24 protein-coding genes and 1 pseudogene are annotated in these 25836 nt (G+C 68.0%); 11 read left to right on the forward strand and 14 right to left on the reverse strand.

Going from position 1 to position 25836, the window contains the following annotated elements:
* Positions 1-132 precede the first annotated feature (132 nt).
* Positions 133-1668: a UxaA family hydrolase gene (locus tag P7D22_RS07075; protein ID WP_319933519.1), complete on the reverse strand. Its 1536-nt coding sequence runs from the start codon at positions 1666-1668 to the stop codon at positions 133-135.
* Positions 1661-2398 carry a GntR family transcriptional regulator gene (locus P7D22_RS07080; RefSeq protein ID WP_319933520.1) on the reverse strand — a complete coding sequence of 246 codons (738 nt, stop codon included), beginning with the start codon at positions 2396-2398 and terminating at the stop codon, positions 1661-1663. The genes P7D22_RS07075 and P7D22_RS07080 overlap by 8 nt, the downstream gene beginning before the upstream one ends.
* A gap of 103 nt (positions 2399-2501) precedes the next feature.
* Between P7D22_RS07080 and P7D22_RS07085 the strand changes: the two genes are divergently transcribed.
* On the forward strand, positions 2502-3683 hold the full coding sequence (locus P7D22_RS07085) for a fumarylacetoacetate hydrolase family protein (RefSeq protein ID WP_319933521.1): 1182 nt from the start codon (positions 2502-2504) through the stop codon (positions 3681-3683).
* Between the two features lie 127 nt (positions 3684-3810).
* The gene (locus P7D22_RS07090; protein ID WP_319933522.1) at positions 3811-4764 is read left to right on the forward strand and encodes a carbohydrate kinase family protein; all 954 of its coding nucleotides are present in this window, start codon (positions 3811-3813) and stop codon (positions 4762-4764) included.
* Between the two features lie 4 nt (positions 4765-4768).
* Here P7D22_RS07090 and truA read toward each other — a convergent pair whose 3' ends face one another.
* The 3 genes from truA to def are packed head-to-tail and all read right to left on the reverse strand — an operon-like array spanning position 4769 to position 7057.
* A complete protein-coding gene (truA, locus tag P7D22_RS07095) occupies positions 4769-5506 on the reverse strand; it encodes a tRNA pseudouridine(38-40) synthase TruA (RefSeq protein WP_319933523.1) in 738 nt (245 codons plus the stop codon).
* Between the two features lie 4 nt (positions 5507-5510).
* Positions 5511-6455: a methionyl-tRNA formyltransferase gene (fmt, locus tag P7D22_RS07100; protein WP_319933524.1), complete on the reverse strand. Its 945-nt coding sequence runs from the start codon at positions 6453-6455 to the stop codon at positions 5511-5513.
* A gap of 5 nt (positions 6456-6460) precedes the next feature.
* Positions 6461-7057 (reverse strand): peptide deformylase, encoded by a 597-nt coding sequence (gene def, locus P7D22_RS07105; RefSeq protein WP_319933525.1) that lies wholly within the window; start codon positions 7055-7057, stop codon positions 6461-6463.
* A 233-nt stretch (positions 7058-7290) separates the two neighbouring features.
* Between def and P7D22_RS07110 the strand changes: the two genes are divergently transcribed.
* The 3 genes from P7D22_RS07110 to P7D22_RS07120 all read left to right on the forward strand — a co-directional run bounded on the left by P7D22_RS07110 (position 7291) and on the right by P7D22_RS07120 (position 9697).
* Positions 7291-7842 carry a DUF2147 domain-containing protein gene (locus P7D22_RS07110; protein ID WP_319933526.1) on the forward strand — a complete coding sequence of 184 codons (552 nt, stop codon included), beginning with the start codon at positions 7291-7293 and terminating at the stop codon, positions 7840-7842.
* A 176-nt stretch (positions 7843-8018) separates the two neighbouring features.
* On the forward strand, positions 8019-8834 hold the full coding sequence (locus P7D22_RS07115) for a TerC family protein (RefSeq protein ID WP_319933527.1): 816 nt from the start codon (positions 8019-8021) through the stop codon (positions 8832-8834).
* On the forward strand, positions 8831-9697 hold the full coding sequence (locus tag P7D22_RS07120; RefSeq protein ID WP_319933528.1) for an SDR family NAD(P)-dependent oxidoreductase: 867 nt from the start codon (positions 8831-8833) through the stop codon (positions 9695-9697). The genes P7D22_RS07115 and P7D22_RS07120 overlap by 4 nt, the downstream gene beginning before the upstream one ends.
* On the opposite strand, the gene P7D22_RS07125 is transcribed toward P7D22_RS07120, so the two are convergent.
* Together P7D22_RS07125 and P7D22_RS07130 are read right to left on the reverse strand one after the other, a co-directional pair.
* A complete protein-coding gene (locus P7D22_RS07125) occupies positions 9690-10910 on the reverse strand; it encodes a DUF1501 domain-containing protein (RefSeq protein ID WP_319933529.1) in 1221 nt (406 codons plus the stop codon). The two genes, P7D22_RS07120 and P7D22_RS07125, sit on opposite strands and share 8 nt — an antisense overlap.
* Before the next feature lie 5 nt (positions 10911-10915).
* Positions 10916-12364, reverse strand: a complete 1449-nt coding sequence (locus tag P7D22_RS07130) for a DUF1800 domain-containing protein (protein WP_319933530.1) — start codon at positions 12362-12364, stop codon at positions 10916-10918.
* A 106-nt stretch (positions 12365-12470) separates the two neighbouring features.
* On the opposite strand from P7D22_RS07130, the gene P7D22_RS07135 reads away from it, so the two are divergent.
* Entirely contained in the window at positions 12471-13748 is a 1278-nt protein-coding gene (locus tag P7D22_RS07135; RefSeq protein ID WP_319933531.1) for an MFS transporter, read from the forward strand.
* Here P7D22_RS07135 and P7D22_RS07140 read toward each other — a convergent pair.
* From P7D22_RS07140 to P7D22_RS07150, 3 genes are all read right to left on the reverse strand, one after another.
* Positions 13714-15624, reverse strand: a complete 1911-nt coding sequence (locus tag P7D22_RS07140; RefSeq protein WP_319933532.1) for a tetratricopeptide repeat-containing glycosyltransferase family protein — start codon at positions 15622-15624, stop codon at positions 13714-13716. The two genes, P7D22_RS07135 and P7D22_RS07140, sit on opposite strands and share 35 nt — an antisense overlap.
* Positions 15625-15739: 115 nt before the next feature.
* The gene (gene mgrA, locus P7D22_RS07145; RefSeq protein ID WP_319933533.1) at positions 15740-16777 is read right to left on the reverse strand and encodes an L-glyceraldehyde 3-phosphate reductase; all 1038 of its coding nucleotides are present in this window, start codon (positions 16775-16777) and stop codon (positions 15740-15742) included.
* Positions 16778-16911: 134 nt separating this feature from the next.
* The gene (locus tag P7D22_RS07150; RefSeq protein WP_319933534.1) at positions 16912-18150 is read right to left on the reverse strand and encodes an argininosuccinate synthase; all 1239 of its coding nucleotides are present in this window, start codon (positions 18148-18150) and stop codon (positions 16912-16914) included.
* 177 nt (positions 18151-18327) lie between these two features.
* Here P7D22_RS07150 and folD point away from each other — a divergent pair, with 177 nt between their 5' ends.
* The gene (folD, locus tag P7D22_RS07155; RefSeq protein WP_319933535.1) at positions 18328-19218 is read left to right on the forward strand and encodes a bifunctional methylenetetrahydrofolate dehydrogenase/methenyltetrahydrofolate cyclohydrolase FolD; all 891 of its coding nucleotides are present in this window, start codon (positions 18328-18330) and stop codon (positions 19216-19218) included.
* Between the two features lie 126 nt (positions 19219-19344).
* The gene (locus P7D22_RS07160) at positions 19345-19953 is read left to right on the forward strand and encodes a nitroreductase family protein (RefSeq protein WP_319933536.1); all 609 of its coding nucleotides are present in this window, start codon (positions 19345-19347) and stop codon (positions 19951-19953) included.
* A gap of 54 nt (positions 19954-20007) precedes the next feature.
* Here P7D22_RS07160 and P7D22_RS07165 read toward each other — a convergent pair whose 3' ends face one another.
* A complete protein-coding gene (locus P7D22_RS07165; RefSeq protein WP_319933537.1) occupies positions 20008-20541 on the reverse strand; it encodes a hypothetical protein in 534 nt (177 codons plus the stop codon).
* A gap of 151 nt (positions 20542-20692) precedes the next feature.
* On the opposite strand from P7D22_RS07165, the gene P7D22_RS07170 reads away from it, so the two are divergent.
* Positions 20693-20989, forward strand: coding sequence for a hypothetical protein (locus P7D22_RS07170; RefSeq protein WP_319933538.1), 297 nt, complete (start codon positions 20693-20695; stop codon positions 20987-20989).
* Between the two features lie 222 nt (positions 20990-21211).
* The gene (locus P7D22_RS07175) at positions 21212-22222 is read left to right on the forward strand and encodes an LLM class flavin-dependent oxidoreductase (protein ID WP_319933539.1); all 1011 of its coding nucleotides are present in this window, start codon (positions 21212-21214) and stop codon (positions 22220-22222) included.
* Positions 22223-22224: 2 nt separating this feature from the next.
* Here the strand turns inward: P7D22_RS07175 and P7D22_RS07180 are convergent, their stop codons facing one another.
* The 3 genes from P7D22_RS07180 to P7D22_RS07190 are packed head-to-tail and all read right to left on the reverse strand — an operon-like array spanning position 22225 to position 24831.
* Entirely contained in the window at positions 22225-22623 is a 399-nt protein-coding gene (locus tag P7D22_RS07180) for an MAPEG family protein (protein ID WP_319933540.1), read from the reverse strand.
* Positions 22624-22645: 22 nt separating this feature from the next.
* Complete coding sequence (gene eutC / locus P7D22_RS07185; protein ID WP_319933541.1) at positions 22646-23443, reverse strand: ethanolamine ammonia-lyase subunit EutC; 798 nt, start codon at positions 23441-23443, stop codon at positions 22646-22648.
* On the reverse strand, positions 23440-24831 hold the full coding sequence (locus P7D22_RS07190; protein ID WP_319933542.1) for an ethanolamine ammonia-lyase subunit EutB: 1392 nt from the start codon (positions 24829-24831) through the stop codon (positions 23440-23442). The genes eutC and P7D22_RS07190 overlap by 4 nt, the downstream gene beginning before the upstream one ends.
* Before the next feature lie 175 nt (positions 24832-25006).
* Here P7D22_RS07190 and P7D22_RS07195 point away from each other — a divergent pair.
* Positions 25007-25363: pseudogene (locus tag P7D22_RS07195) on the forward strand (RNA polymerase subunit sigma-70); the annotation flags it as partial.
* Between the last annotated feature and the right edge of the window lie 473 nt (positions 25364-25836).

The following is a 25836-nucleotide window of genomic DNA, read 5'->3' on the forward strand; positions in this document are numbered from 1 at the left end:
GCATCACCCTTTCGGGTGATGGCGGACCCTGGTGGCTGGGCTAGGTCTGAGGTGTTTTAAGCACCAAAGCCTTTTCCCCCAGCGCCGCCCGGTCGCCATTGTCGCAGTGGCACACCGGGCGGATCTGACCGCCTACATGGTGGCGCCGATCTGCCAGGGCACGAATTCGGCATCGCCGTAGCCGAGCGTCTCGGATTTCGAGGGGGCTCCGGAAGCCACCCGCAGGATGGTGTCGAAGATCTCCTGGCCCTTGGCCTCCAGGCTGACGCCGTCGAGCACGTCGCCGCAATTGATGTCCATGTCTTCTTCCATCCGGCGGAAGGTGTCGGAATTGGTGGCGAGCTTGATCGAAGGCGTCGGCTTGCACCCATAGGCGGAACCCCGCCCGGTGGTGAAACACAGGATGTTGGCGCCGCCCGCTACCTGCCCGGTGGCCGAGACGGGATCGTAGCCGGGGGTGTCCATGAAGGTGAAGCCTTTGGCGGTGACGGGCTCGGCATAATGGTAGACGCCGCTGAGCGTCGCGGTGCCGCCCTTGGCGGCAGCCCCCAGCGACTTCTCGAGGATGGTGGTGAGGCCGCCGGCCTTGTTGCCCGGCGACGGGTTGTTGTTCATCTCGCCGCCGACGCGGGCCGTGTAGTCTTCCCACCACTTGATCATGCCGACGAGCTTCTCGCCGATGTCGCGCGTCGCGGCCCGCCGGGTCAGCAGATGTTCGGCGCCATAGATTTCCGGCGTTTCGGACAGGATGGTGGTGCCGCCGTGGCGCACCAGGATGTCGGACGCGACCCCGAGGGCCGGATTGGCCGTGATGCCCGAATAGCCATCCGAGCCCCCGCATTGCAGCGCCAGCATCAGCTCGGACGCCGGAATGGTTTCGCGAACCACGCGATTGGCGGCGGGCAGCATATCTTTGAGCGCCGTAAGGCCCGCCTCGACCGTGCGGCGGGTGCCGCCGGTTTCCTGGATCGTCATGGTGCGGAAGGTGTCACCCTCGACGAGCCCGTATTCGGCCTTCATGCGGCCGATCTGGAACACCTCGCAACCAAGGCCCACCAGCAGCACGCCGGCGATGTTGGGGTTGCTGGCATAGCCCCACTGGGTGCGCTTCAGCGCCTCGAAGCCCATGCCCTTCGCAGCCATGCCGCAGCCGGTGCCATGCACCAGCGCGATGACGCCGTCGATGTTGGGATAATCACGCAGCAGCCCCTGCCTCTCCACCTCGCGGGCGATGAAGCGGGCCACGGTGGCGGAACAGTTCACCGACGTCAGGATCGCCACGTAGTTGCGGGTGCCGGCCCGGCCGCTCGCGCGGCGGAACCCCTGGAAGGTGGCCTGCTGCTCGACCGGCAGCACCGCCTCGTTCCGGGCGCCCTCCGAGAACTGATAGTCGCGGGAGAAATCCTGCATCAGCACGTTATGCTCGTGCACCCAGTCGCCCGGCGCGATCGGGGCGCTGGCGAAGCCGATGATCTGACCGAACTTCAGGATGGGGCCGCCCGCTGCGATCGGCGCTACCGCCATCTTGTGGCCCTTTGGAATGCGGGCCTGCGCCGCGACGCCGGAGGCGTTCGGCCGCCCGGGTTCCAGGGTGTCGACCGCCACCACGACATTGTCGGCGGGCTGCAGCCGCAGCGTGCGGGCGGGGGATTGGACGACGTCAAGCATGATCGGCCTCGGCGAAAAGGGTGGGGTTCTGTTGGGCGAAGCTCGCGAACATCGCGGTGGTGCGTTCGAGGTGGGCGCGGGCCGCAAGGGCCGCCATGCCGGGGTCGCGGGCCGCGATGGCATCCGCGATGGCGCGGTGGTCCTCAAGGGTGCGGCCCGCATGGCCGGGCGGCGTGGTGAGCAGCCGCCGCACCCGCTCGAGATGTGACAACAGCCGCTCCAGCATGTCGGCCGCGTGCGTGAGCCCGAGCGCCTGCACGATAAGGCGGTGAAAGCCGACATCGAGCCGATAGAAGCCAGCGTGATCGGCCGCCTCGACCGCCGTCGCCTGGTAGCGGAGCGAGCGGGCCAACTCCATGTCGAGCCCCGGCAGCCTAGCCTTGGCAGCTTCGGCCGCGAGGTCGCCCTCGAGGGCGCGGCGGATCAGCATGAACTCGCGCACGTCGCCGAGCGAAATGCGCGATACGAAGGACCCATGCTGCGGCTCGACCACCACCAGCTTCTCAAATGCGAGGCGGCCGACCGCGATGCCGACGGGGAAGCGCGACATCCCCAACTGGTCGCATAAGGCCGCCTTATCGATGGCCGATCCCGGTGGCAGCAGGCCCGACAGGATCGCCTCCTTGACCGAAGCATAAACCTGGTCAGCCTTGGAAGGGCGGCGCGCGTCGAGCCCGGGTGCGCTCGCGGCCGTCAAGGCGAGAGCCGGGCTCACGCCGGTGTCACGCATGACGGGATGCATTCAACTAGCATGCCAGTGTGTAGGCTCGGCTCTGGCGCCCGTCAATCGAACCATGCGACAAGGCGATCCGACCGATCTTGGAGCCGAACCGATGTCCGACCCGCTTGCCTCATTGGTGGCCGACAGCCTGCCGACGGATGGAACCACTGGGGCTTTGGCGGGGCGCCTGTGGCGTCCGGATCTCGGCGGTCCCGCCGTGGTGGCGATCCGGTCCGAGGGCGTCATCGATGTCACGCCGAGCTTTCCGACGATGCGGGACCTCTGCGAGGCCGCCGACCCCGCCGCTGTCTTGAAGGCGGCGCCGGGGGAGAACCTCGGCGAACTCGCCGCGATCCTGGCCAACACGCCCGAAGCGGGCCGCGACCCGGGCCGGCCCTTCCTTCTAGCCCCGATCGACCTGCAGGCCATCAAGGCGGCCGGGGTCACTTTCGCGGTGTCGATGCTGGAGCGTGTGATCGAGGAGCGGGCCCGTGGCGACGCCGCCGCGGCCGTGACCCTGCGGGCCGAAATTACCGCTATGGTGGGCGACGACTTCTCCAAGCTGAAGCCCGGCTCCGACGAGGCCATGCGGCTGAAGGCGATGCTGCTCGCGCAGGGTGCCTGGTCGCAATATCTCGAAGTCGGCATCGGCCCGGATGCCGAGATTTTTACCAAGGCACCCGCCATGGCGGCCGTCGGAACCGGCGCCGACGCCGGCATCCATCCCGCGTCCTCGTGGAATAACCCCGAACCCGAGGTGGTGCTGGCTGTCGCCTCGACGGGCGCCATAGTGGGCGCGACGCTCGGCAACGACGTCAACCTGCGCGATGTCGAAGGCCGCTCGGCCCTGTTGCTCGGCAAGGCCAAGGACAATAACGCGAGCTGCGCCCTCGGGCCGTTCCTGCGGTTCTTCGATGCGAGCTTCGACCTCGACCACGTCCGCGCCATGCACGTGACGCTGACGGTCGACGGCCCGGAGGGCTACCGTCTGGAAGGATCGAGCTCGATCGCGAAGATCAGCCGCGATCCGGCCGATCTCGTGGCCCAGATGATCGGCCCGCACCATGGCTACCCGGACGGTGCGGTGTTGTTCCTCGGCACATTGTTCGCGCCGATCGAAGACCGGGACGCGCCCGGCAAGGGCTTCACCCACAAGATCGGCGACGTGGTGACGATCGCGGCGCCGGAACTTGGGCGTTTGGTCAACCGGATGCGCTCGACCTCCGATTGTGCCCCCTGGACCTTTGGCGCGAGCCACCTGATGCGCCATCTGGCGCGTCGCGGCGTGCTTTAGCGCTTCGATCAGGGCGTCGCGGCCGGGGACAAGCGCCGCCCTAAGCTGGACGGGCGGCGCCGCGCCGGTATGCTGCCCTAAGCCACATGCCGCCAAGCCGGCCCCTGAGAGCCGCAAAGGAAACGCCATGCCCGCATCCGAAGGTCTGATCCTGGTCACAGGGGAATCGCTCGTCGACCTGATCCCGGTCGAGGCCACGACCTTCGAGGCGGTGCTGGGCGGTTCGCCCTTCAACACCGCCATCGGGCTCGGGCGCCTTGGCGTGCCGACCGGCTTCGCGGGCCGCATCTCGACCGATGCGATGGGCGAATTATTGGTGGAGCGCCTCGCGGCCGACGCGGTCGACCTCAGCTTCGTGGCTCGTGCGCCGCAGCCCTCGCCGCTCGCCTTCGTGACGCGCGGCACGGCCGCGACCGGCGCCCGCTATGCCTTTTACCTCGGCTCCACCGCTTATGACGGGCCGTCGCCGCTGCCGGCCCAATGGCCCGATGGGGTGGCCCACCTGCACATCGGCTCTTTCGCGGCCGTCGATGGCGCCTTGGGTGAAGCGGCGCTCGTCAGCCTGCGCGGGGCGGCCGGCCACGGCACCACCAGCTTCGATCCCAACATCCGCCCCTTCGTGGTGCCACCCGTCGACCGGACGCGCGCCCTTGTAGAAGAGCGCGTGCGCTTGTCGACGATCGTCAAGGCCAGCGACGAGGACATGGACTGGCTGTATCCGGAGCGTGACCCGCATGCGTCGGCCTCCGCCTGGGTGCAGTGGGGGCCGCGCCTCGTGGTGTTGACCCGGGGCGGCGCCGGTTCGACGGCGTTCTTCGACGGTCGGCAGGTGGAGGTGAAGGCGCCGACCATCACGGTCGCCGACACGGTGGGAGCTGGGGACAGCTTCATGGCGGCGCTTCTGGGTGCCATGCATCGCGACGGCGGGCTTGGGCCCCGCGCCAATCTCGGTTCGACGGCCCTTACCGAGGTGCGGGTCGGGGCCTGGCTACGCTTCGCCACGGCGGCGGCGGCCATCACCTGCACCCGCAAGGGCGCCAACCCGCCGACGCGGCCCGAGGTCGAGGCCGGCCTCGCCTGAAAACTCAATAGTCGACGGACACCAGATAAAGTCCGGCCGCCGGCGCTACCTGGCCGCACCGGCTTCGGTCGGCCGCATCGAGCGCGGCTCGCAGATCGGCCGCGCTCCAGCGGCCGGCCCCGACATGTTCGAGCGACCCCACCATCGAGCGCACCTGCCGGTGCAGGAAGGATTGCGCCGACACTCGCACCGTGATGGCGTCGTCATCCTGCGTGACGTCGCAGCGGTCGAGGGTGCGGACCGGGCTTGCGGCCTGGCAGTCGCTGTCCCGGAAGGTGGAGAAGTCGTGCCGCCCCAGCAGGTGCTGCGCGGCCGCGTGCATGGCTGGAGCGTCGAGCGGCCGCTTCACCAGCCAGACCCGGTTCGCATCGAGAGCCGCCGGCGCCCGCCGGTTGCAGATCCGGTAGCAATAATGCCGGCGCGTCGCCGAAAAGCGGGCATCGAAATCGTCCGCCACCGCCTCTGTGGTGACGATGGCAATCGGATGCGACGCCAAACGGGCGTTCAGAGCGTCGCGGACGCTGTCGGGGCGGTAGGGCTTGGGCAGGTCGAGATGCGCCACCTGGCCGGTCGCATGCACGCCCGCATCGGTGCGGCCGGCACCGCGCAGGCCGTTGCGGGCGCCGCCGAGCGGTGCCGCCGCCTCCTCGATGGCCTGCTGCACCGCAAGGCCGTTGGCCTGGCGCTGCCACCCCACGAAGGGGGACCCGTCATATTCGACCGTCAGTTTGTAGCGCGGCATCGGCTCACGCCTCGGCGGCCAGCCGCAGGCCCGGCATGATCGGCGTGCCGCGTAGGAACTCGGCTACCCCCATGGCGGGCTTGCCGGCGCGCTGCAGGCGGCGCACCGCGAGGGCGCCGTCGCCGCAGGCCACCAGCAGGGCTTCGGGGCCCGCCTGCAGTACGGTTCCAGCCACGCCATCGCCAGCGGTCGGTTGGGTGTCGCTGAGGCGCAAGCGCTCCGTCCCGCGCCCGAGATCGACATCGCAGAAGGCGCCCGGGAAGGGCGTCAGACCGCGGATGTGGTCATGGACGCTTTTGTTCGCCCCCGACCAGTCGACCCGCGCCTCGGTCTTGTCGATCTTGGCCGCGTAGGTGACGCCGTCGGCTGACTGCGCCGTGAACACCAGCGTGCCCCGCGCCAGAGCCGCGACGGCGCGCCCCATCAGATCGGCCCCGAGGGGCGCCAGCCGGTCGTGCAGATCGCCGGCCGTCATGTTGGGGGTGATGGCAATGCGCTCCGTCATCGCCACCGAACCGGTGTCGAGCCCGCGCTCCATCTGCATCACCTCGACGCCGGTTTCGGCATCGCCCGCCATGATGGCGCGCTGCATCGGCGCGGCGCCCCGCCAGCGCGGAAGCAGGGAGCCATGCAGGTTGAGGCAGCCCAGCGGCGGCACGGACAGGATCGATTCCGGCAGCAGCAGGCCGAAGGCCACGACCACCGCGGCTTCCGGGCCATACTGGCGAAACCGCTCGGCCTCGTCGTCGCCCTTGAGGCTGCGCGGCACCTCGACCGGGAGCCCGAGCTTGTCGGCCATGGCCTGCACGGGCGACGGGCGCAACGCCATGCCGCGCCCCCCAGGCGCCGGAGCCCGGGTGTAGACGGCCGCGATGTCATGGCCCTGGGCCACCAGCTCGACCAAGGTCGGCACGGCGAAATCGGGCGTGCCCATGAAGACGAGGCGCATCGGGCTCAGGGCGTCGTGGCAGGCTGGGGAGCCTGGCGGTCGGGCGGCGCGGGCCGCTCGCCTTCGCGCGGGTTAAAAGGGCGGCCGTCTTCGGCCGCCTTCTTGGCCGCCTTGGCGAATTTGCGGATCACCCGGTCGCGCTTGAGGCGCGAAATATGGTCGACGAACAACACGCCGTTGAGATGGTCGATTTCGTGCTGCACGGCCGTCGACAGCAGGGCGTCGGCAGGCATCTCGCAGCTTTGGCCGTCGCGGTCGAGAAAGCGCACCCGCACCGACTGTGGCCGTTCGACCTCTTCGTAATAATCGGGGATCGATAGGCAGCCTTCCTCGTAGACCGAGCGCACTTCCGACGACCAGACGATCTCGGGGTTGACCAGGAACAACGGCTGCTTCGGCTCGTCCTGCCGGGCGACATCCAGCACCACGAGGCGTTGCGGCAGCCCCAGCTGGATGGCCGCGAGGCCGATGCCGGGCGCGTCGTACATGGTCTCCATCATGTCATCCAGCAGGGCACGGATGGCGTCGTCGACCTGCGCGATCGGCTCGGAAACAAGGCGGAGCTTGGGATCGGGTAGCGTGATGATGGGGCGGATGGCCATGAGGGTCTCGCGGGGATCTGCGGTGGAGATAGCGAGGCCCCGGCCGGGACGCAAATCGGGCCCTGCGCCGAGACGCTGGGCCGCATGCGAGCCCTGCCGCCCGATGCCCTATTGCTGCCCAGGTCGGCCGATCTAAGCGCGTGCAAATGCGCAACGATCAAGCTATTTTGGCGCAAGCCGTCCCGAATGGCGCCAGCTGTGGCATTGGGGGCGCAGGGAAGATGGAGCTTCGCGTGAAAGGATTTCTTGCCGCCGCCGTTCTGGGTGCCGCCACCCTGGCGCCTGCGGCCTTCGCGGCCGAGGCGAGCCTGGATCCCACCGGGACCTGGCTGGTCGAGGATGGTCGCGCCAAGATCAAGATGGAGAAGTGCGGCACTGACCACAAGAACCTGTGCGGCACGGTGGTGTGGCTGAAGGAGCCGCTTGACGACAAGGGGCAGCCCAAGAAGGACCTGCAGAATCCCGATCCCGCCAAGCGCAGCCGTCCGGCGCTCGGCATGGAGTTGATCAAGGACCTGACCCCCGATGACGACCTGTATGTCGGGCAGATCTACAATGCCGAAAACGGCAAAATGTACACCGTGAAGGTGCATTCCGAGAAGCAGGCGGAGCTCAACGTCAAGGGCTGCCTGCTGAGCATCCTGTGCATGTCGCAACATTGGACCAGGGTGGCCGACTTGCCGCTGCCGGCCACGGTCGCCTCCATCGGCGCGAAATCGAAGGGGCATCCGGCTCCGATCGCGACGCCGGCTCCGGCTCCCGTGGCCCCCCAGACCGAGAACTGAACCGGGGACCCTGGCGCTGGGCCTTGCTTTGGGCCCGGCGTTGTTTCATTCTCAAGCCCTGGTCCGGGCCCCTCTGGCGACCGAGACGTCTGTCGTGATGTCGGACCCTTCGTCACAAGCGCGCCGACGCGGCGCTTGATCCGGATGCCGCGGCATCCGGCGACCCCAGGCCGGCCATGACCGACATTCTCATCCTGCTCCAAGACCCTTCCGCTTGGGTCGCGCTCGCCACCTTGGTGGTGATGGAGATCGTGCTCGGCATCGACAACCTCGTCTTTGTCGCGATCCTGACCAATTCCCTGCCGGAACATTATCAGGTGACGGCGCGTCGCGTCGGCATCGGGCTAGCTCTCGTGCTGCGGCTCGTGCTGCTCGGCACCATCGCGATCATCGTGCACCTGACCGAACCGGTGCTGCGGGCCTACGGCGTCGCGCTGTCGTGGCGCGACCTCATCCTGATCGCCGGCGGCTTGTTCCTGGTCTACAAGGCCACGTCCGAGATCCACGAGAATATGGAGCCCGACGACCAGGAGGGTCCCGCCGGCAGGAGCCCGCGGCAGATCGGCTTCGCCAACGCCATCGTGCAGATCATCGTGCTGGACCTGGTGTTCTCGCTCGACAGCATCATCACGGCGGTCGGCATGACAGACCATATCCCGATCATGTTCGCGGCCGTCATCATCGCGGTCAGCCTAATGATGCTGGCCGCCACGCCCTTGGCGGAGTTCATCAAGCGCAACCCCACCATCGTGATGCTGGCGCTCGGCTTCCTGCTGATGATCGGCATGACGCTGATCGCCGACGGCCTCGGGGTGCATGTGCCGAAGGGCTATATCTACACCGCGATGGCGTTCTCGGCCGGGGTCGAGACGCTCAACACCCTGGCCCGGCGGGGGCGGCGGAAGCGTTCGGCCGCCTCGATCGCCGAACGACGCCTGTCGGATTCGGACGAAACCGGTCGCCCGGTCCTGCTCAAGGAAACACGCATATGAGCGATATTGCAGCCCTGACGCCCGGCCGGGTGGCGGCCATCACGGGTGCCGCGAGCGGCATCGGGCTTGCGGCGGCCCTCACGCTGGCGGCTCGGGGCCTGCACGTCGTGCTGGCCGACCTGCCGGGCGCCGCACTCGAGGCCGCGCGGACCCAGGTGGCCGCCGTGGCGCAAGGGGGCGCCGCGGTCGTGGCGCTGCCGACCGATGTGGCCGAGATCGCGGCGCTCGAGGCTTTGCGCGACCGTGCCAAAGCGCTCGGCTCGGTCGCCATCGTGATGAACAATGCGGCCATCAGCCCGGTCGGCCAGCCCTGGGACGCCTATGCGGACTGGCAACGGCTGATCGGGGTCAACCTGTGGGGCGTCATCAACGGGGTGCAGGCCTTTGCGCCGCTGCTGCTCGAACAGGGTGAGCCGGCGCTGATCGTCAACACGGGTTCCAAGCAGGGCATCACCACACCGCCCGGCAATGCCGCCTATAACGTGTCGAAATCGGCCGTGAAGACCTTTACGGAACAGACCGCTCACGCGCTGCGCAACGTGCCCGGCAGCCAGGTGACGGCCCACCTGCTGGTGCCCGGCTTCACCTTCACGGGGCTGACGAACGCCACCGAGAAGCCAGCCGCCGCCTGGACGGCGCAGCAGGTCGTCGACTTCATGCTGGACAGCCTCGCCCGCGACGACTTCTACATCCTGTGCCCGGACAACGACGTGCAGCGCCCGACCGATGAAAAGCGCATGGCCTGGGCCATGGGCGATGTGATCGAGAACCGGCCCGCCCTGTCGCGCTGGCATCCCGACCACAAGGCGGCCTTCGAGCGTTTCATGGATGAGGGCGCCGCGCCGCTTCCCGGCATCATGTGAACAGGCGGGCGTCTGGTTGGATCGCCTCCGATCCCGGAAACACCGTCGCGGCCAGCGCGACCGGGCTCAGCCCCCACTGGGTCGCCAGCACCCCTTTCAGGATGGCGCGAAGGTCGGTCGTGGGGGCGAGGTCGCGACCCTCGTAAAGCTGGGCCGGCCGTAGCCCGGGCCAGTCGGCCAGGACGCGGCCGCCCTTCACGGCGCCGCCGGCCAGGAACGCCACCGTGCCGGTGCCATGGTCGGTGCCGACCGTGCCATTGATGCGGGCCGTGCGGCCGAACTCGGTCACGGCCACGATGGTCGTATCGGCCCAGGCGGACCCGAGCCCGTCCCGAAAGGCCGCGATCGCGCCGTCGAGGCCGCCGAGCAACTGTGCCAACCGGCCGGTGGCGCCACCTTCGTTCACATGCGTGTCCCAGCCGTCGAAGGCGAGCGCCGCGATGCGGGGTCCGTCGGGCGCGGCCAGCAACCGCGCCGCGCCTGCCGCCGCCTGCACCATGCCGTCGGGTCGGTCCATGCGGCCTTTCGGGCTCATGCGGTCGTTGCCGGCAAGCCGGGTGCTAGCGAGGCCGCTCGCTAGGCTGTCGTGGAGCGCAGGGTCGCGGCTTGCGTAAAGCGCCAGCAACCGCTCCGCGAGGTCGTCGCCGGCGGCCGGCATCGCTTGCGGCGCCCAGCCCAGCACGGCGGTCGGACCGCGCATCACCAAGGGGCTGACGGCCCCGACCGCGAGGCCCCGCGTCGGGCCGACCCGTTCGCCCGGCGGCAGCAGCGCCAGGGCGCGGTTGAGCCAGCCCGACGCTGTCAAGCCTGGGGCCGGCTGGCCGCTTTCCAGCACGTCCTGTCCGTCGAAATGCGAGCGGTCGCGATAGGCGGTCGCGGTGGCATGCACCACCGCGGCCTCGCGGCGGGCGAACAGCGACGCGAAGACCGGCATGGCCGGGTTGAGGCCGAAGAAGCCATCGAGCGGCAGCGCCGCATGGGGGCCGTCGCGGCCGAGCGCCAGGGCGCCATGCAGGCCGGCATAATCGGGGTCGCCCACCGGCGCCACGGCCGACAGGCCGTCGAGCGCGCCGCGCAGCACGATCGTCACGAAGCGCATGTCGCGCCCGCCCGCGGCCAGGGCCCAGCGCGGCAGGAACGCCCAGGCGAAGCAGCCGCCCGCCGTCGCCAGCAGGGCCCGGCGAGCGGGGGAGGGCAGGGCGCATAAGGACATGAACCTCAGCTCCGTTGGAATTCCGGCGACATCAACAACAATGCCACGGCCTGCTGGCGCGATTCCGCCCGAAGCACGGCGGCCCGGGTTTCGACCGAGGCGGTGGATCCGAAGGCGGCGTCCAGCAAGGCCGTCGGGTCACCTGCCATGCTGGCTCGCAGCGCCAGCTGGGCACTGGCGTCGAGCCGCAGTTTGAGGCCTTCGGGCGAGCCCCAGGCGGCCACGCCGTCCGGAAACCCATTTGGGCCGGGCGGCTCCCAGAGCGGCATGCCGAGCGTGCGCAGCCCGCCCAGCAGGGCGCCGGGATCGGCGATCGACAGGTCGAGTAGCCGATAGGCGGCGATCAGAAATCCGAACGGGTCGCGCAGGCCGGTGAGGGGCAGCGACCAGGCGTCCGGCAGGTCGATCAGCGCCAGGCTGACGGCCTTTAGGTCGCCGTCGTGCGCCGTGAACACACTCGCCAAACGGGCGACGGCGCCCGGAGGCGGCGGATCGGCGATGAAGTGGCGCACCAGCTTCGTCGCAAGGTGCCGCGCCGTTGCCGGGTGGGCCGCGAGGTCGTTCAGCACCGCCTCGCCCTGGCCATAGCCGCCGGGTGGGTAACCGCGGTCCAGAACCGTGGCCGGGCCGGGCTGGTGCATGGCGCTGTCGAAGGCAAAGGTTCCGGGCTCGCCACGCCGGCCGTCGCGTCCCGCCACGGTCCAGCCCGTCAGCACGCGGGCAAAGGCGGTGACGTCGGCCTGGCTGTAGCGGCCATCGACCCCGAGCGTATGCAGCTCCAGGATCTCGCGGCCGAGGTTTTCGTTCAGCCCCTTGGCTCCGTTGCGGCCGGCACGCGCCTCCGGCCCGGTGGAGGTCGCGTTGTCCAGGAAGACCACCATGGCGGGATGGCGCTCGACCGCGATCAGCATGTCGGCAAAGCGCCCGAGCACAAACGGGCGGATCGCCTCGCGCTCGAAGCTGCCGGCCGTGGCGCGTGCGATCTCGCCCTTGGCGACCGAGACGCAGAAATGGTTCGACCAGAAGGCGACGAGCCGCTCCGCAAAGCCGATCGGCGCCGTTGCGGCGCGGCGGAAGCGCGCCAGCGCCTCGGCCCGGTACAGGCGCTCGGCCGCGTTGCCGAGAATCTTCAGGCTCGCCAAACGGGCCTGCGATGCCTCGACGGCGGCCTCGCTGCGCCCGGCCGGAGCGGTCGTCGCGGCGGCGCTCGACAGGGCCGCTCCGTCCAGGGTGCGGCGGGCTTCGGAAGCGGCATAAACGCTGCGGGTGGCGCCCGCCGTGCCCTCGAGCCCGAGCATCTCGCCCGTGTCGGCATAGATCAGCGCCGCATCGGCATGGGCCAACTCGGCATGCAACGCCGCCCGTCCGTCCGTGATGGCGTCGCGGCTTCCCGGCCTCGGCCCGAGCCCGAAGCGCTGCAACGCGATAGTGGCTTGCTGGTCGGGCGGGCCCATCCGGTTCCTCGTGGGAAGCAGGGCACCAATGTGCCGTGAGGCGCTTGCGCGACGCAAGAGCCGTCGGCGATGAACGGGGTCGAGGGTTCAGACACGAAGGACGCGGATGACCGACCGACCTACGCCCGATGCAACGATCACCGGCATCGAGGCTGCCGCCTTGGCGTCGCTGGCCGACGTGGAGCGTTTCATCGAGCGCGGCACGCGGGAGTTCCGGTTGGCCAATGTGGCGCTTTTCGCGGCCGGCTTCACGACATTCGCCTTGATCTATTGCGTGCAGCCGATCCTGCCGGTCTTCGCGCAGGAGTTCGGCATCGGCGCCGCCGAGTCGAGCCTGGCGCTGTCGTTGACGACCCAGAGCCTGGCGATCTGCATGCTGGTGGCGAGCGCCCTATCCGAAACCTTCGGCCGCAAGCCCGTCATGGTGGCGTCGTTGTTCGCCTCCTCGATGTTGATGATCGCCTCGAGTTTCGCGCCCTCCTGGCACAGCTTTTTGTGGTTGCGGGCGCTCGCGGGCGTCGCCTTCAGCGGCCTGCCGGCCACCGCCATGGCCTATGTGGGCGAGGAGGTGGACGTCCGTTCGGTCGGCCTTGCGATGGGGCTTTATATCGGGGGCACCGGCCTCGGCGCACTGGGCGGTCGCTTCATCGTCGGCTTCATGACCGACGTCGTCAGCTGGCGCACAGGACTGTTGACCGTGGGCGTGCTGGCGCTGGCCTCGAGCGTGATTTTCGTGATGACCCTGCCGGCCTCGCGCCATTTCACCCGGCGACCCTTGTCCCCGGCGACGCTTCTCAACGGGTTCTGGGCCAACCTGCGCGACCCCGTGCAACTGACCTTGTTCGCCGAAGGCTTCTTGCTGCTCGGCGTATTCGTGTCGACCTATAACTACATCGGGTTCCGGTTGATGGCGCCACCCTATGGGTTCAGCCAGACCGTGGTGGCCCTGATCTTCGGCATCGGGCTCGTGGGGATCGTCAGCGCCGCCTGGATCGGTGACTTCGCGGCCCGGATCGGACGCCACCGCGTGTTCTGGGTGCTGGTGGCGCTCGTCTTCGCGGGCATGCTGATGACGCTTGCGACCGGCCTGGCTGTCGTGCTGGGCGGCGTGACGCTGCTCACCTTCGCGTTCTATGGAGCCCATTCGGTCGCGTCGAGCTGGGTGGGGGTCCAGGCCCGGCAGGCCAAGGCGCAGGCCTCGTCGCTTTATCTGTTCAGCTATTACACGGGGTCGAGCCTGATCGGCTCGGCCGGAGGCTTCGCCTGGGGACATGGCGGTTGGCCCGCCGTGGTGCTGCAGTCGAGCGTGGTGTTGACGGTCGCGTTCGGCCTTGCGCTGCTGCTGCTCGTTAGGCCGCCACCGCGGCGCATAGCGCTGCCGTGAGCGCCGCGACCGGTGCGTCCCATTCGCCGCGCCGGGTTTGCCGGAACAGCCGCGCGCCCGGATACCAGGGCGAGTCGGAGCGCTCCAGCAGCCAGCGCCATTCCGGCACTTTCTGCAGCAGCACCCAGACGGGGCACCCGAGGGCGCCTGCCAGATGGACGATCGAGGTGTCGCAGGTGATGACGAGGTCGAGGTTGGCCATCACGGCTGCGGTGTCGATGAAGGCATCGGCGCCGCGGTCCAGCTCCCCGCTCAGATCCTCCACGACGAGGCCGCGGGCTTCCCCGGCGCGTTCGGCATTGTCGGGCATCTGAAGCGAGAAGAACCGCACGCCCGGCACGCTCGCGAGCGGCGCCAGCGCTACGAACGGCACCGAGCGACCGGGATCGCATTGCCAGTTCTGGCTGCCGCGCCAGCAGAGCCCGACCCGGAACCCGTCCGTGCCGATCCGTGCGGCCCAGTGGTTCACCAAGGCCGCCTCGGCCGACAGATAGGGCTTCGACCGGGCCAACTGCGCGGCATCCACCCCGAACACCGTGGGCAGGCTCGACAAGGTGATCTGCGCGTCGAAGCTGGCATCCTCGGCCACCGCGTCCACCACCGTGAGGCCGAGGGTCACGTCCCGCAAGGCGCGATGCAGGCGCGGCAGGCAGATCAGCGTCACCTCCGGCACCAGGGCCGCGACGGCCGGGAGGAATCGCGAAAACTGCAAGCTGTCGCCGCTACCCTGGTCGGCGAAGACCGCGAGACGGCGCACCGCATGCGTGGGGCCGCGCCATTCGGGCGTCGGCCGCTTCAAGGCGGGCTTTTCCTGCCGTTCGGTGAAGAACCGGTATTCGTATTCGGCCCAGCCCTTCGGCAGGTCGCCGAGCAGCAGGTCGAGTTCGCCGCGGTTCGCCAGCGCGTAGATGAAGCCGGGATCGATCGCCAGCGCGGCGTCGAAGTCGGCCCGGGCTGCGTCGAAACGACCGAGCATCTTCAACGCCAGGCCGCGGCTCGAGAAGGCTTCCGGATAGGCGGGCTGTAGCGCGAGCGCGCGGCCGAAGGCCTGAATGGCTTCGAGCTGACGCTCGAGGCGCACCAGCACCATGCCGCGGTTGAGGTGCGCCTGGGCCAGGGTGGCGTCGAGCGCCAGCGCCCCGTCGAGGCTGACCAGGGCCTCGTCCATGCGGCCGAGATCGTGCAGCAGGATGCCGCGGTTGTTCCACAGCAAGGCGTCCCGGCTGAGGCGCGGCACCGCGTCGTCGTATATCGCCATCGCCTCGAGGAGGCGCTCCTGCCGGCGCAGCAGGGCCGCGCAATCCAGAACGGCGTCGAGATCTTGCGGTCCATGTTGGATCGCGAGCCGAAACAGGTGCAGCGCCCCTTCGGGATTGTTGTCGCCGTCAAGCAGGCGACCGGCGGCCCGCAGCGCGGCGGGGTAGGCGGGGCGAAGCGTCAGGGCGCGGTCGAGGGCCGTCAAGGCCATCGGCTTGTTGTCGATCCGCAGCATCAGCATGCCGTAGTCGAAGTATGCGGACGCGTCGCGGAGGCCGGTCGCGAAGGCGGCCTCGAAGGCCGCAATGGCGGCTTCGGTTTCATCGAGCCCGAGGTGGGCTTCGGCGCGGCCGGCCAACCCGTCCATCTGGCGCGGGTCGTCGGCCAGCGCGGCATCGAACCAGGGCAGGGCTCGGCGATAAGCGCCGGCATTGACCAGAACGCGGCCGATCAGGCTTTGCAGGCCCGCGCCGAGCTGAGGTGCCGGCGCGAAACCACTGAGGCGCGAGATCGCCCGATCGGCCTGGCCGGCGCCGAGGTCCGCGATGGCGGCCGATACGGCCGCCTCCGTGGTCTCCATCGTCGGCGAGGGGTCACGTAACAGGGTGGCGTTGAGCATGCGACCTCGGACAGCGGCGCGAGTTTCGGACTTCGTGCCGCATCCGATCACAGCCGACTTGCGCCGGGCTTGCGGGGCATCGGGCGAAGGGCGGACCCCTTCGCCCTGGATGGGCTCAGTCCTTCAGCTCGGCCGATTTCGCCCACAGGTTGATCTTGCCTTCCTGAGCGAAGCCGTCGATGGCGCGTAACTCCTGCTCGGAAAACTCGAGGTTCTTCACGGCCCCGGCGCAATCGACGATCTGCTCGGGCCGGCTCGCGCCGATGAGCGCCGAGGTGACGCGGCCGCCGCGCAACACCCAGGCGATGGCCATCTGGGCGAGCGTCTGGCCGCGCCCCTGCGCGATGTCGTTCAGGCCGCGGATGCGGCGCAGGTTGTCTTCCGAGATCATCGCGGGTTTCAGGAAGCGACCTTCGGCGGCGCGGCTGTCCTTCGGCACCTCGCCCGACAGATAGCGATCGCTGAGCATGCCCTGAGCCAGGGGCGAGAACACGATCGAGCCGATGCCTTCCTGGTCGAGCGTATCCAGCAAGCCGTCGTCCTCGACCCAGCGGTTGAGCAGCGAATAGCTCGGCTGGTGGATCAGGCAAGGCGTGCCGAGGCGCTTCAGGATGGCGGCGGCCTCGCGGGTCCGCTGCGAGTTGTAGGACGAGATGCCGACATAGAGCGCCTTGCCCTGCCGCACGATCGCGTCGAGCGCGCCCATGGTCTCCTCGAGCGGCGTCTCGGGGTCGAAACGGTGCGAATAGAAGATGTCGACATAGTCGAGCCCCATGCGGTGGAGGCTCTGGTCGAGGCTGGCCATCAGGTATTTGCGGCTGCCCCATTCGCCATAAGGGCCGGGCCACATGTCATAGCCGGCCTTGGACGAGATGATGAGCTCGTCGCGATGGTGCTTGAAATCCTTTTGGAGGATCTCGCCGAAATGCACCTCTGCCGAGCCGGGCGGCGGGCCGTAGTTGTTGGCGAGGTCGAAATGCGTGATGCCGAGGTCAAAGGCCGTGCGGCACATCTTCTTCATGCTGCCTGGCGAAGCGTCTTCGCCGAAATTGTGCCAAAGGCCGAACGAGACTGCGGGCAGCTTCAAGCCGCTCCGGCCGCAGCGGCGGTAAGGCATGGTTTCGTAGCGGGCGGCGGCGGGTTCGTAGCTCATGGCATTCCTTGAAGGGCCGCCGGATCGAACGGCGTGGTGCTGTCCAACGCATGAGCGGGCGTGCCCGTTGCCTTTGCGGCAACGCTACCAACAGCGGCCGGCATGGAGCCAGCCGCTGTTGGTAGCGGCAAGGTCTATTTCTTGGCCCGCTGGTCGCGCTTGGCGAGCGTGCGCAGCCGCAGCGCGTTGAGCTTGATGAAGCCGGCGGCGTCGCGGTGGTCGTAGGCGACGGCGCCTTCCTCGAAGGTGACGAGGTCCTGGTCATACAGCGAGTTGGGGCTTTCGCGCCCGATCACCCAGGCCGAGCCCTTGTAGAGCTTCAGCCGCACCGTGCCGGTGACATGCTCCTGGCTCTTGTCGATCAGTGCCTGCAGCATCTCGCGCTCGGGCGAGAACCAGAAGCCGTTGTAGATGAGCTCCGCATATTTCGGCATCAGCTCGTCCTTCAGGTGCCCGGCGCCACGGTCGAGCGTGATCTGCTCGATGCCGCGATGGGCGAAGTAGAGGATCGTGCCGCCGGGCGTCTCATACATGCCGCGCGACTTCATGCCGACGAAGCGGTTCTCGACAAGGTCGAGCCGGCCGATGCCGTTGGCCCGGCCGAGCTCGTTCAGCTTGGCCAGCAGCGTCGCGGGTGACAGAGCCTCGCCGTCGATCGACACCGCGTCGCCGCGCTCGAACCCGACCGTGATGATCGTCGGCGTGTCGGGGGCCTGTTCCGGGCTGAGCGTGCGGGAATACACGTAATCCGGCACCTCTTCGGCCGGGTCTTCCAGCACCTTGCCCTCCGAGGACGCGTGTAGCAGGTTGGCGTCAACCGAGAAGGGCGCCTCGCCGCGCTTGTCCTTGGCGATCGGGATCTGGTTCTTTTCGGCGAATTCGAGCAGCTGGGTGCGGGAGGTCAGGTCCCATTCGCGCCAGGGCGCGATCACCTTGATGTCGGGCTCGAGCGCGTAATAGCTGAGCTCGAACCGCACCTGGTCGTTGCCCTTGCCGGTGGCGCCATGACAGACCGCATCGGCTCCGAGCTGGCGGGCGATCTCGATCTGCTTCTTGGCGATCAGCGGGCGGGCGATCGAGGTGCCGAGCAGGTAGAGCCCCTCGTATTGGGCGTTGGCGCGGAACATCGGGAACACATAGTCGCGCACGAATTCTTCGCGCAGATCCTCGATGAAGATGTTTTCGGGCTTGATGCCGAGTAATTCCGCCTTCTTGCGGGCCGGCTCCAGCTCCTCGCCCTGGCCGAGGTCGGCCGTGAAGGTGACGACCTCGCAGCCATAGGTGGTTTGCAGCCACTTCAGGATGATCGAGGTGTCGAGGCCGCCCGAATAGGCCAGGACGACTTTCTTGATGGCTTTGTCGGGGGCGGGCATCGCGGCGGTTCTCGGGACGGAGGACGGATACGTCCCGCCTTACAAGAGCCCGCTGGAGGCGCGCAAGGGTGACGGCGCGAGCCGACCGCGCAAATCGAGGACAGTTTGCTGCGGATTCGAGCTTGCCGCCCGGGTCGGGATGGCGTTCACCTCGCGGCATCGCATCAGGGAGGCCCAATGACCGCGCAATTGATCGACGGCAAGGCGAGCGCGGCGGCGCTGATCGCCCGCATCGCCACCGACGCGGCGCTGCTCCTCGAGACCAAGCAGGTGCGCCCCGGTCTTGCGGTGGTGATCGTCGGCGACGATCCGGCCAGCCAGGTTTATGTCGCGAACAAGAGCCGGACGGCCGAGCGTTGCGGCTTTCATTCGGTGCAACATACGCTCGGGCCCGACACCAGCGAGGTTCAGCTTCTGGCCCTGGTGGCGAAGCTCAACGCCGACCCCGCCATCCACGGCATCCTGGTGCAGCTGCCGCTGCCGAAGCAGATCGCCGCCAATGCGGTGATCCGGGCCATCGATCCGGCAAAGGATGTCGACGGCTTCCACGACATCAATGCCGGCCGCATCGCCTCCGGGGCAGCCCACGAGGCCTTCGTGCCGTGCACGCCGGCCGGTGCCATGATCCTCATCCGCGAAGTGCTGGGCGAGGCGCTCGCGGGGAAGAACGCCGTCGTGGTGGGGCGGTCCAATATCGTCGGCAAGCCGATGGCAAGCCTGCTGCTCGCGGCCGACTGCACTGTGACGATCGCCCATTCGCGCACCGCGGACCTGCCGGCCGTGTGCCGCGGCGCCGACATCCTGGTGGCGGCCGTCGGTCGTCCCGAGCTGATTCGCGGCGACTGGGTGAAGCCGGGCGCCGTGGTGGTGGATGTCGGCATCAATCGCCTGCCGGCCGCCCCGGGCGAGGCCAAGGGCCGGCTCGTGGGCGATGTGGCCTTCGACGAGGTGGCGGCCCATGCGGCCGCGATCACCCCCGTGCCGGGCGGCGTCGGGCCGATGACGATTGCGTTGTTGATGCTCAACACCTTGACGTCGGCTTGCCGCCACGCCGGCGTGGCGATCTAGCCCGTCTGGCCCGCGGCCCGATCCATGTCGGGTTCTTGCGGATGGGGGTGGGGGCCGCCCCGTGACGCGGACGCCGCATCCCGCTAAGCCAATCACCCTGCAGCACCCGCCCCGAAAGGACCCGGCATGACCACAGCCAATCACCGCACGTCAGATTATCCGGTCGATCCGCTGTTCCTGGAGCGATGGTCGCCCCGAGCCTTTTCGGGCGCCGCCATGCCCGAAACGGACCTTCTGTCGATGATCGAAGCCGCCCGCTGGGCTGCCTCGGCCTATAATTCACAGCCTTGGAGCTTCCTTTACGCGCTGCGCGACACGGAGGCCTGGCCGAAATTCCTGGACCTGCTGGTGCCGTTCAACCTTAGCTGGGCCGAACACGCGGCGGCCGTCGTCATCGTGGTGTCGAACTCGTTGATGGTGCCGCCCGGCAGGGACAAGCCGGTGCCCTCGCACAGCCATTCCTTCGACACCGGCATGGCGACCGCCCAATTCGTGTTGCAGGGCACGAAGCTCGGCTATCACAGCCATGGTATGGTGGGCTTGGACATGGAGCGCGCTTTCGCGGAGCTCAACGTGCCGGTTGGTCACCGGGTCGAAGCCGCCTTCGCGGTGGGCCGTATCGGCGAGAGGTCGAGCTTGCCCGACGCCTTGCAGGCGCGCGAGCAACCGAGCAATCGCAACGCAATCAGCAGCATCGCCCTGAACGGCGGCTTCCCGGCACCCGGCGCCGCCTGAACGGAATTCGATCGAGGCCGGCCGGGCACCGCGGTGCGCTGACCGGCCATGCGATCACGCTGTCCGCTTGCGACGGCTACGGCCAAGCGCTGCGACGACCAGCAACGCAGCGCCGAACAAGGGCAGGCTCGGCGGAAGCGGCACGGTCCCGACGGTCGTCGATCCTTGGCCGCCGTTGCCGCCTGTCACCAAGGTGGAAGGGCCATTCGAATCCGAGCCAAGCGAAGACGATTGCAGCGCGACCGCAAGACTTCGCGACGAAGGCGTCGAAGTCTCCGACTGTCCGTCGGATTGAGGAGCGACTGTGGTGACCGCTGCGGTGGAATCGACGATCGGGCTCGCTTGTGTTGCAGCATGCGAGCCGAGATCGCCGTCATCCGTACGGATCACGTCGGTCGTGTAGCCGTTGCGCTCGAATTGCGCGATCGCATCGCGGCTGAAGATGCTGGCGGTGGTCGACCCCGTAGAGGTGATGGTCAGCGCCTGAGCCGAGGTGAACGTCGTGGCCGCGGCCAGAGAAATGCCTGCTAAAAGATTAATACGCATTGAACGAATTACATCCACTACGGTGCCGATCTGGCGCAGCATTGAGCCCCTCGTTTTAATTGGCGCAAGCAGTGGCTGGATTAAAGGTTAATTTACCAATGGTTAGACGACCAACGGCGTCGGGCAACTCGTCTTCCTCGGAACCTTACCGCCGCCTGCGACGTTCGACCGCAACATACCGGGAGAACTGACCATGATTTTCAACAAGGCCCTGATGCTGGGCGGCCTGCTGGTTGCCTTGTCGACCCCCACCTTCGCGCAGAACGCGGCAGCCGTAGGGGCGGCCGACGGGGCTGCGGCCGGCGGGGCGGTTGGGGCACTGGTCGGTGGCGTCACAGGTGCCGCCGTTGGCACGGCCGCGGGCGTCACCGGTGCCATCGTAGGGGCTCCGGCGGTCGAGCCGGTTCCGCCGACCACGACGCGCCGCTCGACCTGCGTGACTGCGGCCGACGGATCGCAGCGTTGCGACAGCGTTGAAACCACGAATTGAGCCTTTGAAGTAGTCTGGTTCTTGCTCAACCAGACTACTTCTAGCATCCCTTCTCGGTCGGCTGCCCGATCGGGCCAAATGGTTCCCATTTGGCCCTGACAGCCTCTAGTGGCGCGGCGTTTCAAACGCTGCGCCCGGACGGCTGGGCTTGCACAACGCTGAGGTAAGGGCGATGTAGGACCTCAGAAGCCGGTCCCCGGTCTGAGGGTTAAGGAGTCGTCCATGCCCGCGCTGTCGATCCTCGATCTCGCCCCCGTGCCCGAGGGCTTCGGCCCTGGGGATGCCCTGCGCAACTCCCTCGATCTGGCCCAACATGCGGAACGCTGGGGCTACCAGCGTTTCTGGGTGGCCGAGCATCACAACATGATCGGCATCGCCAGCGCCGCTACGTCGGTGGTGGTCGGGTTCCTGGCAGGCGGGACATCCCGCATCCGGGTCGGGTCCGGGGGCATTATGTTGCCGAACCATTCGCCCTTAGTGATCGCCGAGCAATTCGGGACTTTGGCGTCGTTATATCCCGGCCGCATCGATCTGGGCCTCGGACGCGCTCCCGGCACCGACCAACGCACCCTGCGGGCCTTGCGTCGCGACCCCGCCGCCTCCGACAGTTTCCCCCAGGATGTCCTCGAATTGCAGGCACTATTGGCGCCGGCCCAGGACGGGCAGGCCATCCAGGCGGTGCCGGGCGCCGGCACCGAGGTGCCGTTATGGATTCTCGGGTCGAGCTTGTTTGGGGCACAATTGGCCGGGATGCTCGGCTTGCCCTACACCTTTGCGTCGCATTTCGCGCCCGAGGCGCTGCTGCCCGCCCTGCAAGCCTATCGGGCCCGGTTCGAGCCTTCCGAGCAATTGGCGCGGCCGCACGCGATGGCGGGCATCAACGTCATTGCGGCCGACACGGACGCGGAGGCGGTGCGGTTGTTCACCTCGGTGCAGCAGCAATTCGCCAATATGGTGCGCGGCACGCGTGGCAAGCTGCAATGCCCCATTGCCGATATCGAGAGCTATTGGATGCCGATCGAAAAGCAGCAGGCATCACGCATGCTGCATTATTCGGTAGTCGGCTCGCCAGAGACGGTGCGCCGCGGCCTGCAGGATTTCGCGGCCCAGACCGGCGTCGACGAACTGATGGTGGTGTCGGCTATTCACGATCACACGGCGCGGCTGCGCTCCTACGAAATCGTCAGCCAGCTCGCGCCGGCCCTCCAGGAGGCGCCCCGCCTGGTGGCCTGAGATCAGGCCGGATGCAGCACGGCAACCAGCATCAGCGCCAAGCCGACCAGTGACACGAGCCAGCACAGCGATCGCAAATAGGGGATGCCGGCCGCATAAAGCGGCACGTAGACGATGCGAGCCACCAGGTAGAGCCAGCAACCCCAGGCCGTCAGCGTGCCGTCGCGCCCCGCCACGTGGGCGATCAGAACCGCAGCGGCGAAGAGCGGCAATGTTTCAAACAAGTTCTGTTGCGCCCGCTTCAAGCGGGCCGTGACCGGACGCATCGGCGGTCCGTCGCCATCACGAGCGCCGGTGTTGTAGGCGACGCCGGTTTCCTGCGTGCGCAAGTGCGAAGGCAGCAGGATCTGCACGATGGCCAGCACCAGGGTCCAGGCCAGCAGGGTCAATTCGAGCGTCATGTCGGGTCCGGGTGCCGCGACGTCAGGGCAGGGCGCGGACCCCGCCCGGCGGCAGAACCTCGATATCCCGGCTCTCGTCCTTCAGCGCAACCCCCGTCTCGCCGCGGCGCAGCGCCTCTCCCATCAGCCAGAGGATCGCCTCGGCGGCCCGCGCGGGCGACAGGCCGGCGGCCCGGATGTTCGAGATGCAATTGCGTTCGTTGTCGCGCCGCCCCGGTCGTGGCTCATAGGTCAGATAGGCGCCAAGCGAATCCGGCGACGACAAGCCCGGTCGCTCGCCGATCAACACCAGGGCCAGCCGAGCCTCGAGGGCGCCGCCGACCGCGTCCCCGAGCGCCACGCGGGCCTGGGTCGCGATCGTCAAAGGCGCCAGGCGCAAACCGCGTCGAACCACCTGCGGCAGCAGCGCCGCCAGCAGCGGCTCCACCTGGGTGTGGATGGCGGTGGCCGACAGGCCATCCGCAACCACGACCGCGAGGTCGCATCCGTGCGCGTCCGTCATCGCGACGAGCCGTTCGGTTTCGCCGGCGCCGAGCCGGCGCCCCAGGTCCGGGCGCCGCAGGTAGGTGGCGCGATCGCCGGCCGCGCTGTTGACCGCGACACTCGTATGTCCGAGCCGGGCGATGGCGGCTTCGACGAGGCTGCGATCCAGCACCGCATGAACGGCATCGCGGGCCAGGGCATGGGCATGGCCGAAGCGCAGCACTTCTTGGGTCGGCAGCGAGGCGCCCGTGCGGCCGAGCGCCACGCGGGCGGGCGTCAGGCTGCGCAAGGCGTTCCAGGCGTCTCCCCCGGCGGGGACGTCGAGGTCGTCGCTCATGCGGCGCGGGGCCGGGGCATGGCGCCGAGGAGATGCGTTGCGTCCGCCGGGGGCGACAAGCGTCCCGTCGCGTCGCTCAGGCCGGTGCGATGCAGCCATTGCTCGAATTCCGGCGCCCGTCGCAGCCCCAGCACCTCGCGCAGGAACAGTGCGTCGTGGAAGGAGGTCGACTGGTAGTTCAGCATGACGTCGTCGCTGCCCGGGATGCCCATGATGAACGACACGCCCGCCGTGCCCAGCAAGGTCAGCAGCGTGTCCATGTCGTCCTGATCGGCTTCCGCGTGATTGGTGTGGCAGATGTCGCAGCCGAGCGGCAGCCCCATCAGCTTGCCGCAGAAATGGTCCTCGAGGCCGGCCCGGATGATCTGCTTGCCGTCGTACAGATATTCCGGGCCGATGAACCCCACCACCGTGTTGACCAGCAGCGGCTCGAAGGCGCGGGCCACCGCATAGGCGCGCGCCTCGCAGGTCTGCTGGTCGACGCCGCCATGCGCGTCGGCCGAAAGCGCCGAGCCCTGGCCGGTTTCGAAATACATGACGTTATCGCCAAGGCTGCCTCGCTTCAGGCTGCGGCCGGCTTCGAGGCCCTCGCGCAAGATGCCGAGGTTCACGCCAAACGATTCATTGGCCGATTGCGTGCCGGCGATCGACTGAAACACGAGGTCCACCGGCACGCCACGTTCGATCAATTGCACCGAGGTGGTGACATGGGTCAGCACGCAGGCCTGGGTCGGGATGGCGAGGCGGGTGATGATCTCGTCGAGCAGTCGGCACAGATCGCCCAGCACTGCAACATTATCGGAAGCCGGGTTGATGCCGATCACGGCATCGCCGCTGCCTAATGATAGTCCGTCGATCACAGACGCCGCGATACCTCTGGCATCGTCGGTGGGGTGGTTCGGTTGCAGCCGTGTCGCCATCGTCCTGCGCAGCCCGATCGTGTTACGGAAGCGCGTCACCACCTCCACCTTGCGGGCCACCGCGATCAGGTCCTGGTTGCGCATGATCTTGGAGACGGCAGCCACCATCTCGGGTGTCAGCCCCGGGGCAAGATTTTGCAACGCGTGCGGCGTGGCAGCGTCGGACAGCAGCCAGTCGCGAAATTCTCCGACAGTCAGGTGCGCGATGGGGTGGAAGGCGGACGCGTCATGCCCGTCGAGGATGAGGCGCGTCACCTCGTCGGCCTCATAGGGGATAAACGTTTCGGTCAGGAAGCTGCGGAGTGGCACATTGGCCAGACATAGTCGCGCCACGGCGCGTTCCTCGCCGCTCGCTGCGGCGATCCCGGCGAGGCTGTCGCCCGAGCGCTCGGGCGAAGCCTTTGCCATCAGGCATTTTAGGTCATCGAAGCGCCAGAGCGTGCCGCCCGCCGTTTGCGTATATCCCATGCCGGCGCCCTCCCGATTGCGCCGCGTCGAGTGTAGTGGAGGCCGCGCATGACCTGAAGCGCAGAAAATGGGCGTGGTCGCCCGAGACGTGCCTGAGTTTCCCTTTTGTTCTTGCGCCGTCGAGACCGCATCCCTAGATTCCGAAAAACACTGGACAAGCATTGGGCAGGCAATCATGGCGACGCTCAAGGAATTCGAAGAGGCCCTTCGTCAAAGCGGCATGGTGAATGCCCTGGCGATCCTCGAGCAGATCAAGAAACGCGATCGCGACAAGCGATCGATCGCACCGGCCCGACGCGTCGTCGGACGTAAGATGACGGCCGAATTGGCACGCACCATCGTCGAGATGCATGCGTCGACCGGCATGACCCAGCAGGAGATCGCCTTCAAGCTCGGCGTCAACCAGGGCCGCGTCAATGAGGTGATCAAGCGCGGTAAATGGCTGAATGCCGATCCGAAAGCACCGGAAGCGCAGTCCCGCGACAAGGCGATGGAACGCCTGGATCACCGGGCCAAGGCGCGTCGCAAGCCGCAGGACAGCGCGGTCGTGACGATCGTCCGGGCACCTAAGGCCGATCACCCCAAGAGCCTGACGCCGCCAACGGTGTCGCGGCAACTGCCGCTGGCGGCATCAGAGCCAAGCAGCGTGATCAAGGTGCGGTCCACTGCGACGTGCGTGCCATTACGGCGCGACGTTGAGCCGTCTGCCCCGATCGTATCGGCCCAATTGGCGTTTCTGGACCTCTAAGGCTCTCAGCTGAGCCTGGCTATCGTTTATGGCCGGGGCGAGCAGGCTCGAGCAGGTGCGTTCGACAGGTTTGAAGCCCTAGTCCCGGGGATCATGGACCGATGGGCAATCAATTTCACTGAATTTTCGCCCATCGTTTCAGCAGTTTGCCTTCATCCGCGACGATCCCCTGACGTTTTTCTGACGGTTTATGGATTTCCCTGGTTGACCTCTCATCCGCGTGCATCCTATAAGGCGTTCATCGACGGCGGCGCTGC

This window comes from Lichenihabitans sp. Uapishka_5, from assembly GCF_033947565.1.
Classification (GTDB): Bacteria; Pseudomonadota; Alphaproteobacteria; order Rhizobiales; family Beijerinckiaceae; genus Lichenihabitans.